This window comes from Streptacidiphilus sp. EB129, assembly GCF_041262645.1.
Taxonomy (GTDB): domain Bacteria; phylum Actinomycetota; class Actinomycetes; order Streptomycetales; family Streptomycetaceae; genus Streptacidiphilus.
Genome location: NZ_JBGCCS010000002.1, coordinates 146,187 through 160,880, shown reverse-complemented (window position 1 = coordinate 160,880; position 14,694 = coordinate 146,187). Strand labels below are relative to the sequence as shown.

The 14,694-nt window shown below is 69.3% G+C and carries 9 protein-coding genes; 2 read left to right on the top strand and 7 right to left on the bottom strand.

The genetic code is table 11. From position 1 onward, the window contains the following. Positions 1 to 57 precede the first annotated feature (57 nt). A complete protein-coding gene (tal, locus tag ABH925_RS02915; RefSeq protein ID WP_370145135.1) occupies positions 58 to 1,227 on the bottom strand; it encodes a transaldolase in 1,170 nt (389 codons plus the stop codon). Positions 1,228 to 1,283: 56 nt separating this feature from the next. Then, entirely contained in the window at positions 1,284 to 3,365 is a 2,082-nt protein-coding gene (gene tkt, locus ABH925_RS02910) for a transketolase (protein WP_370145134.1), read from the bottom strand. A 441-nt stretch (positions 3,366 to 3,806) separates the two neighbouring features. Between tkt and ABH925_RS02905 the strand changes: the two genes are divergently transcribed. Together ABH925_RS02905 and ABH925_RS02900 are read left to right on the top strand one after the other, a co-directional pair. Further along, entirely contained in the window at positions 3,807 to 4,748 is a 942-nt protein-coding gene (locus ABH925_RS02905) for a heme o synthase (RefSeq protein WP_370145133.1), read from the top strand. 110 nt (positions 4,749 to 4,858) lie between these two features. Then, on the top strand, positions 4,859 to 5,203 hold the full coding sequence (locus ABH925_RS02900) for a hypothetical protein (RefSeq protein WP_370145132.1): 345 nt from the start codon (positions 4,859 to 4,861) through the stop codon (positions 5,201 to 5,203). Positions 5,204 to 5,264: 61 nt separating this feature from the next. Here ABH925_RS02900 and ABH925_RS02895 read toward each other — a convergent pair whose 3' ends face one another. The 5 genes from ABH925_RS02895 to ABH925_RS02875 all read right to left on the bottom strand — a co-directional run bounded on the left by ABH925_RS02895 (position 5,265) and on the right by ABH925_RS02875 (position 14,662). Next, positions 5,265 to 6,428: an acyltransferase family protein gene (locus tag ABH925_RS02895; protein WP_370145131.1), complete on the bottom strand. Its 1,164-nt coding sequence runs from the start codon at positions 6,426 to 6,428 to the stop codon at positions 5,265 to 5,267. A 103-nt stretch (positions 6,429 to 6,531) separates the two neighbouring features. Next, positions 6,532 to 8,583 (bottom strand): PIG-L family deacetylase, encoded by a 2,052-nt coding sequence (locus ABH925_RS02890; RefSeq protein ID WP_370145130.1) that lies wholly within the window; start codon positions 8,581 to 8,583, stop codon positions 6,532 to 6,534. Positions 8,584 to 8,598: 15 nt separating this feature from the next. Further along, positions 8,599 to 11,490, bottom strand: a complete 2,892-nt coding sequence (locus ABH925_RS02885) for a stealth conserved region 3 domain-containing protein (RefSeq protein ID WP_370145129.1) — start codon at positions 11,488 to 11,490, stop codon at positions 8,599 to 8,601. Continuing rightward, positions 11,487 to 12,533, bottom strand: coding sequence for a hypothetical protein (locus ABH925_RS02880; RefSeq protein WP_370145128.1), 1,047 nt, complete (start codon positions 12,531 to 12,533; stop codon positions 11,487 to 11,489). Before ABH925_RS02880 ends, ABH925_RS02885 begins: the two co-directional genes overlap by 4 nt. Then, positions 12,530 to 14,662, bottom strand: a complete 2,133-nt coding sequence (locus tag ABH925_RS02875) for a PIG-L family deacetylase (RefSeq protein ID WP_370145127.1) — start codon at positions 14,660 to 14,662, stop codon at positions 12,530 to 12,532. Before ABH925_RS02875 ends, ABH925_RS02880 begins: the two co-directional genes overlap by 4 nt. Between the last annotated feature and the right edge of the window lie 32 nt (positions 14,663 to 14,694).

Here is a 14,694-nt window from a genome sequence, read left to right as displayed (position 1 = left end):
CCTCCAGGACGGTGCCGTCGAGGCTGGAAGCCACGAGATCGGACACTGCTTCGTCAGTCACTTGGCGGCACCGTCCTTTGCACTGGACTTCTCCGGGGCGAACTTCAGCAGCGACGTGGACACGGTGTCGAGCAGCTCCTTCCAGGAGGTCTCGAACTTCTCCACGCCCTCGTCCTCCAGGACCTGGACGACGTCGTCGTAGGAGACGCCGAGCGCGGCCAGCGCGTCGATGTCGGCCTGCGCCTGGGCGTACGAGCCGGTCACCGAGTCGCCGCGGACCACGCCGTGGTCGGCGACGGCGTTCAGGGTGGCCTCGGGCATGGTGTTGACCGTGCCCGGCGCCACCAGCTCGACCACGTACAGGGTGTCGTCCAGGGACGGGTCCTTGACGCCGGTCGAGGCCCACAGCGGACGCTGCGGCTTGGCACCGGCCTCCGCCAGCGCCTTCCAGCGGTCGGAGGGGGCGGTGCGGCCGTCGGCCGAGCCGAAGACCTCCTCGTAGGCCTGGTAGGCCAGCTGGGCGTTGGCGACCGCGGCCTTGCTCTTGGCGGCCTTGGCGGCGTCGGTGGCCAGCTTGTCGAGGCGCTTGTCGACCTCGGTGTCGACCCGCGAGACGAAGAAGGAGGCGACCGACTCGATCGAGGACAGGTCGTGGCCGGTGGCCTTGGCCTGCTCCAGACCGGTCAGGAACGCGTCCATGACGCCCCGGTAGCGGTCCAGCGAGAAGATCAGCGTCACGTTGACGCTGATCCCCTGGCCGATCACGGCGGTGATCGCGGGCAGGCCCGCCAGCGTCGCCGGGATCTTGATCAGGGTGTTGGGACGGTCCACCAGCCAGGCCAGCTGCTTGGCCTCGGCGATGGTGGCCTCGGTCTGGTGCGCCAGCCGCGGGTCCACCTCGATGGACACCCGGCCGTCGCGGCCGTTGCTCGCGTCGTAGACCGGACGGAGCACGTCGGCGGCCTCGCGGACGTCGGCGGCGGTCATCATCCGGACCGCCTCGTCCACGGTGACCCCGCGCACGGCGAGGTCGCGCAGCTGCGCGTCGTAGGCGTCGTCGCTGCCGCCGATGGCCTTCTGGAAGATGGTCGGGTTGGTGGTGACCCCGACGACATGCTTCCCGCGGACCAGTTCGGCGAGGTTGCCGGAGGTCAGGCGCTTGCGGCTGAGGTCGTCCAGCCAGATCGCCACGCCTTCGTCGCTGAGGCGCTTCAGGGCGTCAGTCATGATCGTCGTCACTTCTCTCTTTGGCTCTGTTGGTTCAGCTGGACGGCTCGGCTCGCTCAACGACCGTTGGCGACGTCGGCGAGGGACTCGTGGGCGGCGGCGACCACGGCCTCGGGGGTCAGGCCGAACTCGCGGTACAGCACCTTGTAGTCGGCCGAGGCACCGAAGTGCTCCAGGCTGACGATGCGTCCGGCATTGCCGGTGTAGCGGTACCAGGTCAGCGCGATCCCGGCCTCGACCGCGACCCGGGCCCGGACCGCGGGCGGCAGCACGCTGTCCCGGTAGGCCAGGTCCTGCTCCTCGAACCACTCGACGCAGGGCATCGACACCACCCGGGTGGGGATGCCGGCGGCCTGCAGGGTCTCCCGGGCCGCGACCGCGAGCTGCACCTCGGAGCCGGTGCCGATGAGGACCACCTGGGCCGCACCGCCCTCGGCCTCGAACAGCACGTAGCCACCGCGGGCCGCGTCCGGGTTCGCCTCGTAGCTGGGGACGTTCTGGCGGGTCAGCGCCATTCCGTGCGGGGCGGGCTTGTCCGCGTGCCGGCGCAGGATCTCGCGCCAGACGGCGGCGGTCTCGTTGGCGTCGGCCGGACGGACCATGTTCAGCCCGGGGATGGCGCGCAGCGCGGCCATGTGCTCGATCGGCTGGTGGGTCGGGCCGTCCTCGCCCAGGCCGATGGAGTCGTGCGTCCACACGTAGGTGACCGGCAGCTTCATCAGCGCGGCCAGCCGCACCGCCGGGCGCATGTAGTCGGAGAACACCAGGAAGGTGCCGCCGTAGACGCGGGTGTTGCCGTGCAGCGCGATGCCGTTCATGGTCGAGCCCATGGCGTGCTCGCGGATCCCGAAGTGGATCGTGCGGCCGTACGGGTCGGCACCCGGCAGCGGGTTGCCCACCGGCAGGAACGAGGAGTTCTTGTCGATGGTGGTGAGGTTGGAACCGGCCAGGTCGGCCGAACCGCCCCACAGCTCCGGGATGACCGCGCCCAGCGCCTTCAGCACCTCGCCGGAGGCCTTGCGGGTGGCGACGTCCTTGCCGGCCGCGAAGGACGGCAGCGCCTTCTCCCAGCCGTCGGGCAGCTCGCCGGCCGTGATCCGGTCGAACTCGGCCGCGCGCTTCGGGTTGGCCAGGCGCCAGTCCGCGAAGCGCTTGGACCAGGCGGCGTGTGCCTCGTGGCCGCGGTCGCCGACCTGGCGGGCGTGCGCCAGCACCTCGGCCGCGACGTCGAAGGACTTCTCCGGGTCGAAGCCGAGCACCCGCTTGGTGGCGGCGACCTCGTCCGCGCCGAGCGCGGAGCCGTGCGACTCCTCGGTGCCCTTGGCGTTGGGGGCGGGCCAGGCGATGACGGTGCGCATGGCGATCATCGAGGGGCGCTCGGTCTCGGCCTTGGCGATGACCATGGCCTCGTGCAGCGCCGTGGGGTCGATGTCGCCGCTGGGGGACGGGGCGACCCGCTGGACGTGCCAGCCGTAGGCCTCGTAGCGCTTGAGCACGTCCTCGGAGAAGGCGGTCTCGGTGTCGCCCTCGATCGAGATGTGGTTGTCGTCGTAGAGGAAGACCAGGTTGCCCAGCTTCTGGTGGCCGGCCAGCGAGGAGGCCTCGCCGGAGATGCCCTCCTCCAGGTCGCCGTCGGAGCAGATGCCCCAGATGGTGTGGTCGAACGGGGAGGCGCCCGCGGGCGCCTCCGGGTCGAACAGGCCCCGCTCGTAGCGGGCGGCCATGGCCATGCCCACGGCGTTGCCGACCCCCTGGCCGAGCGGCCCGGTGGTGGTCTCGACGCCCGCGGTGTGGCCGTGCTCGGGGTGGCCCGGGGTGAGTGAGCCCCAGGTGCGGAAGGACTTGAGGTCCTCCAGCGACAGCCCGTAACCGGAGAGGTACAGCTGGATGTAGAGGGTCAGGCTGGTGTGTCCGGGGGAGAGGACGAAGCGGTCGCGCCCGGTCCAGGCCGGATCGGCCGGATCGTGCTGCAGGAAGCGCTGGAAGATCAGGTACGCGGCCGGGGCCAGCGACATCGCTGTGCCCGGGTGCCCGTTCCCCACCTTCTGCACGGCGTCCACCGCCAGCACTCGGACCGTGTCCACCGCCCGCTGGTCGAGCTCGGTCCACTCAAAGGTGTTACTCGGCGTCGCACTCACCCTGAATCAGGGCTCCTTCCGTATCGTCATTCGACCCCGTGCCGCAGACCGTCGACGGTGGCGGACCCTGGTCACAGAGCGTTGACCCGCTGTACGAGGCGAGCCTACCGCTCATGCGTACGCTCGTTCTCGGGTCAGCCCAACAGGCGGACACTGCGTCCAGTCCCGGAAGCCGCTCCGCCGCCGGTCCGGACGGGTTTTCGGCCCGCTCCTGATCGGCTCGGACAGCCGTTCGACGACGCCTGGCGACCAGCAGCCCGTCCACGTTGCCAGCCTGAGGGATCGTCCGGGGAACCGCCCGCTGAACGGGGCAACACGGTTACCCCAACCAGGACCCGCCGCCGAAGCGGTCATGGGCAGCGTCTAAGGTGGCGTGGTACGCGCAGGGCCGCCGGTTCTCCTTCCGGGCGCCTGCGGATCTCCACCAACCCAGGGGTGTTCGTGACCGCCGTCGATTCCCGCCCAGCCGGGCTGGTCAAGGCGAACCCCGGGCACCGGCCGCTGCCGGCCCGTGTCGGGGCCTTCATCGCACTGACCAAACCGCGGATCATCGAACTGCTGCTGATCACCACCGTTCCGGTGATGTTCCTGGCGCAGCGCGGTGTCCCGGACCTCTCGCTGGTCCTGTACGTCGTGATCGGCGGCTACCTCTCCGCGGGCGGCGCCAACGCGCTGAACATGTACATCGACCGGGACATCGACGCGCTGATGCACCGCACCGAACGGCGTCCGCTGGTGACCGGCATGGTGTCGCCGCGCGAGTGCCTGGCCTTCGGCATCGCGCTGGCGATCGGCTCCACCGTCTGGCTGGCGCTGCTGGTGAACCCGCTGTCGGCGGGGCTGGCGCTGGCGGCGCTGCTGTTCTACGTCTTCGTCTACACCCTGGGCCTGAAGCGCCGCACCGCGCAGAACATCGTCTGGGGCGGGATCGCCGGCTGCATGCCGGTCTTCGTCGGCTGGGCGGCGGTGACCGACACGCTGGGCTGGGCGCCGGTGGTGCTGTTCCTGGTCGTCTTCTTCTGGACGCCGCCGCACACCTGGCCGCTGTCGATGAAGGTGAAGGACGACTATGCCAACGCCGGCATCCCCATGCTGCCGGTGATCGCCACCAACGAGGCGGTCGGTAAGCAGATCGTGGCCTACAGCTGGGTGATGGTCGCGGTGTCGCTGGCGCTGTGGCCGGTGGCGCACACCAGCTGGCTGTACCCGGTGGCCGCGGTGCTGCTGGGCGGCTTCTGGCTGAAGGAGGCGCACGGCCTGCTGGCCCGCGCCCGGGCCGGGGTGATCGGCGCCAAGCTGAAGGAGATGCGGCTGTTCCACTGGTCCATCACCTATCTGACGCTGCTCTTCGTCGAGATCGCGATCGACCCCTTCCTCCGGTAGTCCTCCGCTGGTCCTCCGGACAGACCTCGCGGAAGCAGTCGCCCCCGTGTGCCGCGTGGCACACGGGGGCGCTGTCGTCAGGAGGGCTACCCGTGGGTAGCATCAGCGGTATGAGCCAAGAGACCACCTCCGCCGCCGGCTCGGCCTCCGCCGAGCGCCGTGCCAAGCGCATCGCCAAGCACATCCGCGCCTTCGCCGCCGCCCACGGCGGCAGCGCCGACGGCGTGGTGGAGTACGTGGGCGGGATCTCCACCCGCATCGTGCTGGTCGGCGCGGACGGTGCCTGGGGCGACCAGGTCGCCCCCACCCATGCCGTCGCCACCCGTGCGGCCGAACTCTCCGGCATCACCGTGCACGAGTCCTTCGAGGGCGAGCTGGGCCTCAAGGTCCGCACCGGCGCCTACGAGTGGAAGCGCATGGCCGGCCTGCAGCTCGGTGGCTCGCAGCGGGTCTGAACCAATGAGAAACGGTCCGCCGGCGGGGCCGGCGGACCGTTTCTCATGTGCGGAGTGGTACTCAAACGGATTGCCGGCCGGGCGATCCTGGATTCCGTCCCGGCGGAAGCAGCGATTTCGCCTCTGCGACCGCCGATGTCAGGACCCTGCGCAGGAGCGTGGACCCGGGCCGCTCGACGAATCGGTTGACGCACCATGCGAGCGCGGCCATTCCGACGACGAGCAGGGCGACCAGGGCAAGCGGCGGTATGCGGTGCTGGAGTCGCGAGATCACATTCCAGCCGATGTACTCATGCAGCAGATAGAGCGGATACGTCAGGGCGCCGGCCGACGGGAGCCAGCGCCAGGCGATCCGGTCGAACCAGCCGAGAGCCACTCCGGCCATCAGGGCGAAGAACGCCACCAGGAACACGGCCGTGCCCCAGGTCGGGATGGTGTGGCGCATATAGCCCTCGGCACGGACATGCTCCAGGAGCAGGTAGTGCTGTCCCATCAGGAAGCTGAAGGCGACGATCCCCCACAGCAGCGCGGTGGAGCGGAACTTCCACATCAGGAAGAACGCCATGCCTGCGATGAAGTACCAACTGACGTCGGGCATCACCACGAGATCCAGCAGCGGGCTGCTGATTCCCCCGGCGACTATGGAGGCGCAGGCCCAGAGGCAGCAGAAGATGACGACTCGGCGATACGTCAGACCCTTCCAGACCACCAGGGCGAAAACGAGATAGAAGCGCAGTTCCGTCCAGAGTGTCCAGTAGACGCCGTCAACGTCGGATATGCCCACAGGTTCCTGCATCATCGTCAGATTGGTGCCCACATCGCTGAGGGAGAGCCGGTGGTACGGGCCGGGGATGAAGGTCAGGACGACGGTGGTGAGGAGAACGGCGAACCAGTAGGCGGGGTAGAGGCGAATCGTGCGCGATACGAAGAACGAACCCAGTCCGCGCCCCCAGCAGCTGAGGCAGATCACAAAGCCGCTGATCAGGAAGAACAGGTAGACCCCGAGCCAGCCGTAGGAGGCAAGCCGGTACAGGTGCGGGAAGAGCTGTTGGACGGGGCGGTCCCAGCCTCGCCCGAAGGCCAGATAGTGGTAGCCCACCACCATCAGTGCTGCCAGCAGACGAAGCCCGTCAAGTACGGCGATGCGTCCGCCTCCGGGGCGGCTGCTCGGGCGCCCTGCGGCGATTCGAACTCCTGGTGAACTTCTGGTGAGGTCATCGAGCATGATGACGAGGATACGGATGGGTCCAGGGCCGTCGAGCAGAGCCCTCGGACCTGGGGTGGGTCCCGCACCGCATCGCGCTGCGGGACCCACCTGGCCGTCCGGTTCAGCGCGTGGCGGTCCACCAAGGACCGAAGGCCAGCTCCCCGTTCCTTCTGAACCTGGCTGTGCGCAAATGAAGGTGTGTGTCGATGCCCTGGACGGCGACAACGAGTCGGCCGGATTCGTCCAGGGTCGCCGAAGGCGCGTGAACGTAGGGGACTCCGCCGATGTCCTGCCAGTCGGGGCTCCAGGGAGCGCCGGTCAGCGACTGCCGGGACACACTGAGGCCGCCGGCGCCGTTTCCGGTGACCAGGACGACGCTGTCGCCGTCCGGGGACAGCACGGTCACGATGCGGCCGTACCCCCCGACGCCCCCGAGGAACTCGGGCTGCGGGTTCCAGGTGCCCTTGGCCTTGCGCTGCCTGTACCCGACGATCCATCCGGTGCCGGGCTGACGGGCGAACATCGCAAGCCGCCCGTCCGGTTGTTCGACCAGAGCCAGCGGTGCGGACGACTTGTTGATCAGGGTCGCGTAGTCCTGCCGGAACGGGTGTCCCTGGGCGGGCTGCGACCAGCGAAGGATTCCGACCTTGGTGTTCGCGTAGATCTCAAGCTCTCCTCGGGAGGTGGTGATCAGGCCGGCGCCCTCCTGGCTGCCACCGCCCAGGTCCTCCCAGGGTCCCCATCCATGCGTGTCCCGAGCGCGACTGCTCAGACCGGTACCGAAGTTGCGCACGACGAACCGTACGCCGCTGCCGGCCGTCGCGATCGCCTGCGGCATGCCGATCTCGCGCAGTTTGACGGCCGGTGTGGGGTTCGGCCCACCGAGCTTCTCCCATGCGCCGAAGCCACCTCCCACCGTGCTCTGGGAGATCGCCATGACACAGCGCACATGGTCTTCGGGTTTGGGGCCGAGTCGAGTGCTGACGCCGACGGCGTGGAGACGTCCACTCACGTCGCGCACCGCCTCGAGATGCGGGAGGCACTCGCCCATCTCCTCCAGCGGCCACTGACCCAGCGGCTTCGGTTCCGACCACGACCCCCCATCGGCCGTTCCCGTCCAGCGCACAGGGATTCCGTTGCGCACGCCGAAGGCCACCAGGCCGCCACCGTGCTCGGCCTGGAGCCAGGTCGTGCTGCCCAGCCAGCGATGGGTCGTGCTCTGTCCGTACCAGCGGTTGTAGGCGCGATTGCCCAACTGGCGGTCGCCGCGGTACATGTGGTCAGGATGCAGGTCCTGACCGGTTCCCCCGTAGATGTCGATATGGGCGAACTTCTCAGCCGCGGCGGAGGCGCTGAGGTTGTCCGGCCACAGCTTGTTGCCGTAGCCGACATAGCTCTGCACCTGCACCGGCACGTCGTGGCCGGCCGCGTTGTAGCGCCGAAGCGCCTCCAGGGCGAAGAGGGCCGACGCGGTGTGGTCCTGGTGGTCGCAGTACTGGGCAGTGGTGGTGCCCGCGTCGTAGCTGGTGTGCCAGGGGTCGGGGTCCAGGATGCGTACGGTGGTCGGCCGGTGGCTGTCCAGTAGTTCGACCAGGGTGCCCAGCAGTCCCTCCCGGGTGATCCGACCGCTGCCCGAGCCCTCGGGGATCACGCTGTGGGTCGGGCACAGCGCCACGACGGAGTCCGCCTCGCCGTTCCAGAGCGTGCGCAGGACCAGGGGGACCCCGTCAGCCTCGCTCATACGAAGGTTGAGGAAGACCAGGGTGATCCCCCCGGCCCGGTCCAGCGTGCTGATCTCGCCGATCAACCCGTCCCCGGCCTTGAACGTCTCGTCCCGCCAGGGCTGGTCGGCCGGCTCCGGGCACCCTGCGGCCGCTGCGTACGCGGTTCGGATCCCCCACTGCCTGCCTCGGGCATAACCCTCGAAGTCCTGGGGCCGGCTCAGTCGGTCGGCCTGGTTGGTCGGGATGTTCCTGCCGTCGGCCTCGCCGGCGGTCAGGTAGACACTGACGATCCGGGCTCCGGAGCGCACCGCGTGGAGAAGGTCAGGGGACATGAAGTAGAGATCGTCGTCGGTGTGCGCGCAGATGTGCAGCACTGTGCGGTCGGCTGCTGCCCGACTCGTGGCTGCAGCCTGGTGCGTCGTGGATGCAGAGCGACTAAGCAGTCCCATGGATGTCCTTACGTTCTAGACATATCGCGAGTTGCGTACGCTGTTGGATTCGAACTGACTCGGCGTCGGGAAGTAACTGGCGAGGAAGACCGTAAGGATCTCCGCCTGCTCCTCCTCGCTGACATCGCCGTCGTGGAAGTCGTTGAGGCAGAACACGTCCTGGGCGCGCTTCGACAGCAGGGCGTTCAGCTTGGGATGCTGTTCGCGCAGGCCGATGTTGACGAAACCGCTGGCGATGGTTCCGGGCACGGCCTTTCCTGCGGCCAGCGCGTAGCTGTGGTGCAGGGAGGACGGGATGGCGAGGTCGGTGGGGCTCCGGAACTGCGCCGCCGCGGTGGCTGCCACCTGTTCCGGGAAGCGCTGCTCCAACTCCTCGAGGACGGACCGCAGCAGCGGATGCGGAGTGTGCAGGTACGTGTTGGACACATAGCGCCCGAATGCCTGGTGAACCAGTTCTCGGTTGTTCTTCGCCGCGGCGAAGAAGCGCTCTTCCGTGTCATCCGCCGGGAGCGGCGGGACGGTGGTCTGCGAGCGGAACACCTTCGGCTCTCCGACACCGCTGAAGAACGCCTCCGGCTTGATCGGGCGGCCGAAGAACACATCGTCGTTGAGATAGAGGATGTGTTCGGAGACGCCGGGGATCCGGTGCAGCCGGCTCTCGATGGCGTGGGAGTTGAACGTGGGCAGCTTCCCGGTGTCCCCGAAGATCTCGCGATGGCTCACCACCCTGACCCTGGGATGTGCGGTGTCGAGCCACGACGGCGTCTGGTCGTCGGTGACCAGGTAGATGGTGCGGATCCAGGGTGCGTACATGTCCAGGGAGCGGAGCGAGTAGCGCAGCTCCTCCCGGTCCCGGAACCGTGCGGCGTGGCCCGAGGACTCGGAGGTGTCCTCGCCGCGAGCTCGCAGCGCCTCGTTCCGGCGTTCGTTCCAGGCGGGGTCCTGGTCGTTCACCCAGGTGTAGACGGCATCGACGGGGAAGTCGACGTCGTCCAGCAGGCTGACGGTGAACGCCTCGATCGTGGTGTAGTCCTTGTCGCCCAGACGCACGGTGGCCGGCCGCTGCAGAGCCGCGAGCGGGAGGTCCGGGCCGAACACGGTACCGCCGGTGATGACGACGGTGTCGGAGAGCTCGGCGCCCTCCTCGCCTGTCTCCGGGTCGAGTTCGGTGGTGATCTCCTGCTTCCAGAAGGCCACGGTGCACCCGTAGACCTCGCCCAGCCGGATCGTCCGCGAGCGGGTGACCACCGGTTCGAAGAGGCGCAGCCCGGGCAGCTCCTGCAGTGAGTCCGGGTTCAGCAGGGAGGCCAGGGACGTGGCACTGACCGCGCCCCGCTTGTTGAGCAGCGCCGCGTAGACCGGCCGGTCGCGGTAGCGCTCGACGAGTGCGCTGATGAACTTCTTCTGGTACTCGGCCGCGATGGCGACGCTGTGCCGGAGGAGCCGGGTCCTGGTGTAGACGTAGGGGATGCCCAGTTCCGTTGCCAGATCGACGACCAGGTCGAGATTGGCCTGCATCAGTTCGAACGGAAAGAGTTCGTCGTCGACCCGGCAGATCTGACCGCCGGCCCGGACGATACTGCCGTCGTGCAGGGCTTCGAGGCGGACTTCCTGAGCCTTCTGGTCGAGGTGGCGAACCCCGAGCGCCGCGGCGGGCTTCGATGCGGGGGTCGGCCCGCCGCCGGCGTTGACCGCGGCGAGCGTGAGCATCCGCGCGGCGCGCTGTCCTTCGCGAACGCCGGATCGGCGGTCCTGCTCCAGCGACTCCAGCAGCCCGTGCCACTGCGCGGTGATCTTCTCCGCCGAAAAGCGCTGGATATTGCGGATACCGGCCTCGCCGAAGGCGCGTCGCTTGGCGGAGTCGCCCATCAGGTCGTCAAGCGCTGCCGTCAGACCGTCCAGGTCGTCGACGGGGACCAGGGTCCCGTCGACGCCGTCGGTGATGATCTCCCCCGGCCCGTTGGGGCAGGCATAGGAGACCACGGGTACTCCGGAGCCCAGCGATTCCATGAGCACCAGCGGGAAGGCCTCGTTGCGCGAGGTCATCAGGGACAGCGAGGCCTTGGCGAACTCCTCCGGCATGTCCTGGGTGCTGCCGAGGAACTGCACCTGGTCGCGGATCCCCAGCTCGATGGCCAGCTGGCGCAGGGGTTTGGCCTTGGGACCGTCGCCGAGGATGCGCAGGCTCCAGTCCGGGTGCCGGTCGGCGACCGCCGCGAAGGCACGGATGGCGTGGTCGATCTGCTTCTCGGCGACCAGTCGACCCGCGGTCAGGATCGTGCGGGACTCGCCGCTCGATCGCGGCCGGAACCCCTCGGGCTGGGGGTTGCCGATGGTGGCCAGCAGGGGCGCCGCGTCGCCGAGGGATTCCGCGAACCAGACCCGGGTCGGTTCGGTGAGGGCGACCATGGCGTCCAGCAGCGGAGCGCAGGTCATGAGTGGTGCGCCACTGGGGCCGCGCAACTCCGACACCCGGTGTTCCTGGGCGAGGCGCAGGATGTGTTCGGGGGCGAATCGAGTGAGCAGCGCCATGAGGGAGGGCGTGGTGGCGATCACCGCGTCAGTGTCCGTAGTCGCCAGGTGGGTTCGCAGCTCAACGTCGGACAGACGGTTGAACATGCCTTCCCAGGCGGGGTCGACCACCTCCGACGGGAGCGCGGCCAGGCCGGAGAACAGGGACTGCGGCTGGTCGCTCGGCCTGACCGGGCGGGGCTCCGGACCTGTGTTGTCGACCAGGTAGCGGACCTGGAACGTGTCGCCGGCGGTGAAGAAGCGCTCACTGCTGGTCTTGAAGATGCTCAGCACCTCCACCTGGTGCTTCCGCGCCAGCAGGTCCGCCAGCGTGAACACGACACGCTCGGTACCGCCCATGGCGTCGGCGGTGGTGAGCAGGAATGTGATCTTCACAGAGAGCGTCCCGTCGAGGTGGGGGCCGGGGCGGCGATGCCTTGGGCTGGGTAGGAACGGAGTTGCAGCGTCATCGTCCGGGAGAAGCGAGGACGGGCGTGCCAGATCGCGCCGTCGGCGGCGACGCCGGAGACCCGCGGGAGGGTCATGAACCGGCCTGGGGCGTACAGGTCGTGGGCGCGTCGCTGCAGCGGGAGACGGCGCCCCTGGCCGGCCTGGACGGAGAACTCCCAGGTGCGGGCCCCGGAGGAGCGGGTGAACACGTCTCGCAGCGGCACGGTTGACCGAAGCAGTCCGTCGTGGCCCGGAAGCTCCTCGAAGGGCAGGGTCAGCCGGGTGCCGTCCGTGACGAGCAGCAGCTGAGCACCCTGGGCGGGCAGCGCCAGCAGCCGGAAGTCGACGGACAGGGAAGTGAGTCCGGTCTTCACTCGGACGAGCTCCGCGGACGCGACCGGCGGGGCCACGCTCAACCTCAACTGTCCGGTCGAGGTCAGCCCGGTGCGGTACCGGGTTCCAGTGCGCGGACAGACCTTGAAGCTCCCGGCCGGGCCCTTCACCGCTGTGGGGCGGCCGGGGCCGATCAGGGCCAGCACCGCAGGGGTGCCGTCGGGTCCGACCAGTTCGACCGATATTCGCCAGCGGCCTGGAGCGACGGCCAGGCCGCCTATCCGTTCGCCGAGCAGGAGTGTGGCCTCGACACCGGACACACCGTCAGGGCCCGGGCGGAGCCGGGCATCGACCCGCAGTCGGGTGCTCCCGTGCTCCAGGACGAGCTGCGCCGTCTCCGCGCGGCGCGCGGACCGGGGGAGCGGAGCGAGGACGTTCAGGGTGTGCCCGTCGAGAACGGCGGCGTACTCCACCTCAGCCACCGTCCCCGCGCTGAAGGGGGCGCGCAGGTTGTGCACCAGGGCACGGCTGCCCTCGCTGACACCCACGACGACACGTCGCTGCACGTAGTCGCGCTTGCCGGCCAGGGGAGACCTGTTCCAGACGATGCGGGCTGAGCGGCTGACCACCTTCAGCGCGTGGGTGTGGCGACTCACAGTGCTCTCCATGGGGTCAGGCCGGGTACAGGCCTGCTACCTGACTGCTGGCTGAGGTGGATCCCGCCGTCCAGCCCGACGACCGCGACGCAGATGCGGCCGCCGGCGTCCAAGGCGGCAACCGGAGCGTGAACCAGGAATTGATCGGTGTCCGTCCAGGGCGCGCCGCTGTCGCCGCCGGCGCTGCGCCACGCGACGTTACCATGGAGGTTCCTGTGTGCCAGGAATGTGCCATCGTCCGTGGTCACCGCGGCGATGGGTCCGGTTCCGCCGTGGCCGCCCTCGCCGACCGGCTTCAGGGTGAATTCGGCGGAGCCCGAGCGGGGCAGGGCCAGCGACATGACCTGAGCGGTACCGGCCTCGCGATACAGCAGCGTGAATTCCTGGGCTGCGGACTCCGTCATGGTGACCGGGCTGGCGGGCGGGGGGACGTCAAGGCGGACGGTCGGCCCGAGGGGCTGGCCCGGCGCGGCCTGGGACCAGCGGAGGATGCCGGTCCTGGTGGGCGCGATCAGTTCGACGCCGCCGTCGGCACGGGTGAAGGCGGTCAGGGCGTCCTGGACGTCGCGGCCCTTCAGATCGTGCCAACCACCCCAGGAACCGCCCGGGGGGCGGTTGGCGAAGCTGACGCCGTGGGCAAAGTTGCGGACGAACACATGCAGCATGCCGCTGCTGTCGAATGCGGCGACGGGAGTGCCGACCTCCCTGGTCAACGCCTGCGTTTGGGTATGGCCCTGCGGGTTGCCGAGGCTCGTCCACGGGCCGAAGGCGCCGCCGGGTTCCTCCTGGGAGCAGAGCACCACCTGAACCCGCACATGGCCCCGGGAAGCCGATGCCGTGCGGGCCAGCGCGACCAGATGGATCCGTCCCTCGCCGTCCTCCGCCACGGCGAGGGAGGGCATGATCACGGCTCCGGGCAGGTTCGTCGGAACGTCCACCGGTCCGGACCAGTCTGCCGAGTCTCGTTGCGACTGGGTCCGGATGCTGACGCCCCCGTTGCGCACGACGAAGGCCCACAGTCGGCCGTCCCGGTCACGACGGAGCCAGTCCGCGCCCAACTCGTAGCGAGGCCAGATGCTTTGACCGTAGCCTCGGCTGGCCGCACCGTCGAAGACCTGGCGGTCTCCGCACATTCCGTCGGTGCAATCCGGGACGGCGCCGCCGTACACGCTCAGGAGCGCCAGTTTCTGTGCGTACTCCTGCTCGGAGAGATTGGCAGGCCAGCTGGTGTTGGCGTATGCCCGAAAGGGAACGACCAGGGGTGCCGCGCCGGTTTCCGCGCGGTGGACGGCCAGTGCGGCGAGCGCGAACTCTGCCGTAGCGGTGTGGTCCTGGTGGTCGCTGGAAGTGACGCCGCGGGTGGCGCTGTAGGACGCGTGTTCCGGGTCGGGGTCCATCGTGTGGACGACCGTCGGCTGATGCTGCTTCAGCAGCACCGCCAACGCGTCGATGAGGTCCTGCCTGGTCCACTGCTGGGACCGGCTGAGCGGGGAGTCCCTGGTGACCAAGGTGGAGAGGGTGGACTCGACCCCGTTCCAGAGCAGCCGCAGCCGCTGCGCGCTGGTCGGGCCGTGCAGGATCCCGGCCTCCCGCTGTGCGGCGATGCGGGTGCTGAAGAAGTAGATCCGCACGCGCGGCGCGGCCAGCAGGATGTCTCGCTCGACCATGACGTTCGGCGTGACCTGCACGACTTCGCGACGCCAAGGGGAGCGGCGGTCCCCGGTCGCCATGTCGGCGTAGGCGGCGCGCAGCCCGTTCTGCCGGGCCTCGGCGTAGCCGGGGAAGTCGACCGGGGTCTTCCGGCGCTGCGGATCGCGGGTGTCGGCGTTCCGCCCGTCCGCCTCTCCCGCTGCCAGGTAGACGCTGGTGACGTCGGCTCCGGCGCGGATGGCGAGTTGGAGGTCCGGGTTCATGAAGTACAGGTCGTCGTCGGGATGAGCGCACAACTGCATCAGCCCGGCTGAGCCCTGGCGGGGTGCGGCGCTGCCCGGGGCAAGTGCGATGACCTTTCGCGGCAGCGGAAGCGCTCGGCCCCGCTCACGTGCCGAGCGGACGGCATCGAGTGCCACCGCGACGCCGAGTGCGGTGGACACCCGCAGCGCTGTGCGCCGCTTCCAGTCACTGTTCATGCAGGTTTCCACTGCCTTCGGGCGATTCGAAC

Bases quoted from the DNA above. Each gene is read 5' to 3' on its own strand.
- tal (WP_370145135.1), bottom strand. From the start codon at position 1,227: ATGACTGACGCCCTGAAGCGCCTCAGCGACGAAGGCGTGGCGATCTGG.
- ABH925_RS02900 (WP_370145132.1), top strand. From the start codon at position 4,859: ATGAGCCAAGAGACCACCTCCGCCGCCGGCTCGGCCTCCGCCGAGCGC.
- ABH925_RS02895 (WP_370145131.1), bottom strand. From the start codon at position 6,428: ATGCTCGATGACCTCACCAGAAGTTCACCAGGAGTTCGAATCGCCGCA.
- ABH925_RS02890 (WP_370145130.1), bottom strand. From the start codon at position 8,583: ATGGGACTGCTTAGTCGCTCTGCATCCACGACGCACCAGGCTGCAGCC.
- ABH925_RS02875 (WP_370145127.1), bottom strand. From the start codon at position 14,662: ATGAACAGTGACTGGAAGCGGCGCACAGCGCTGCGGGTGTCCACCGCA.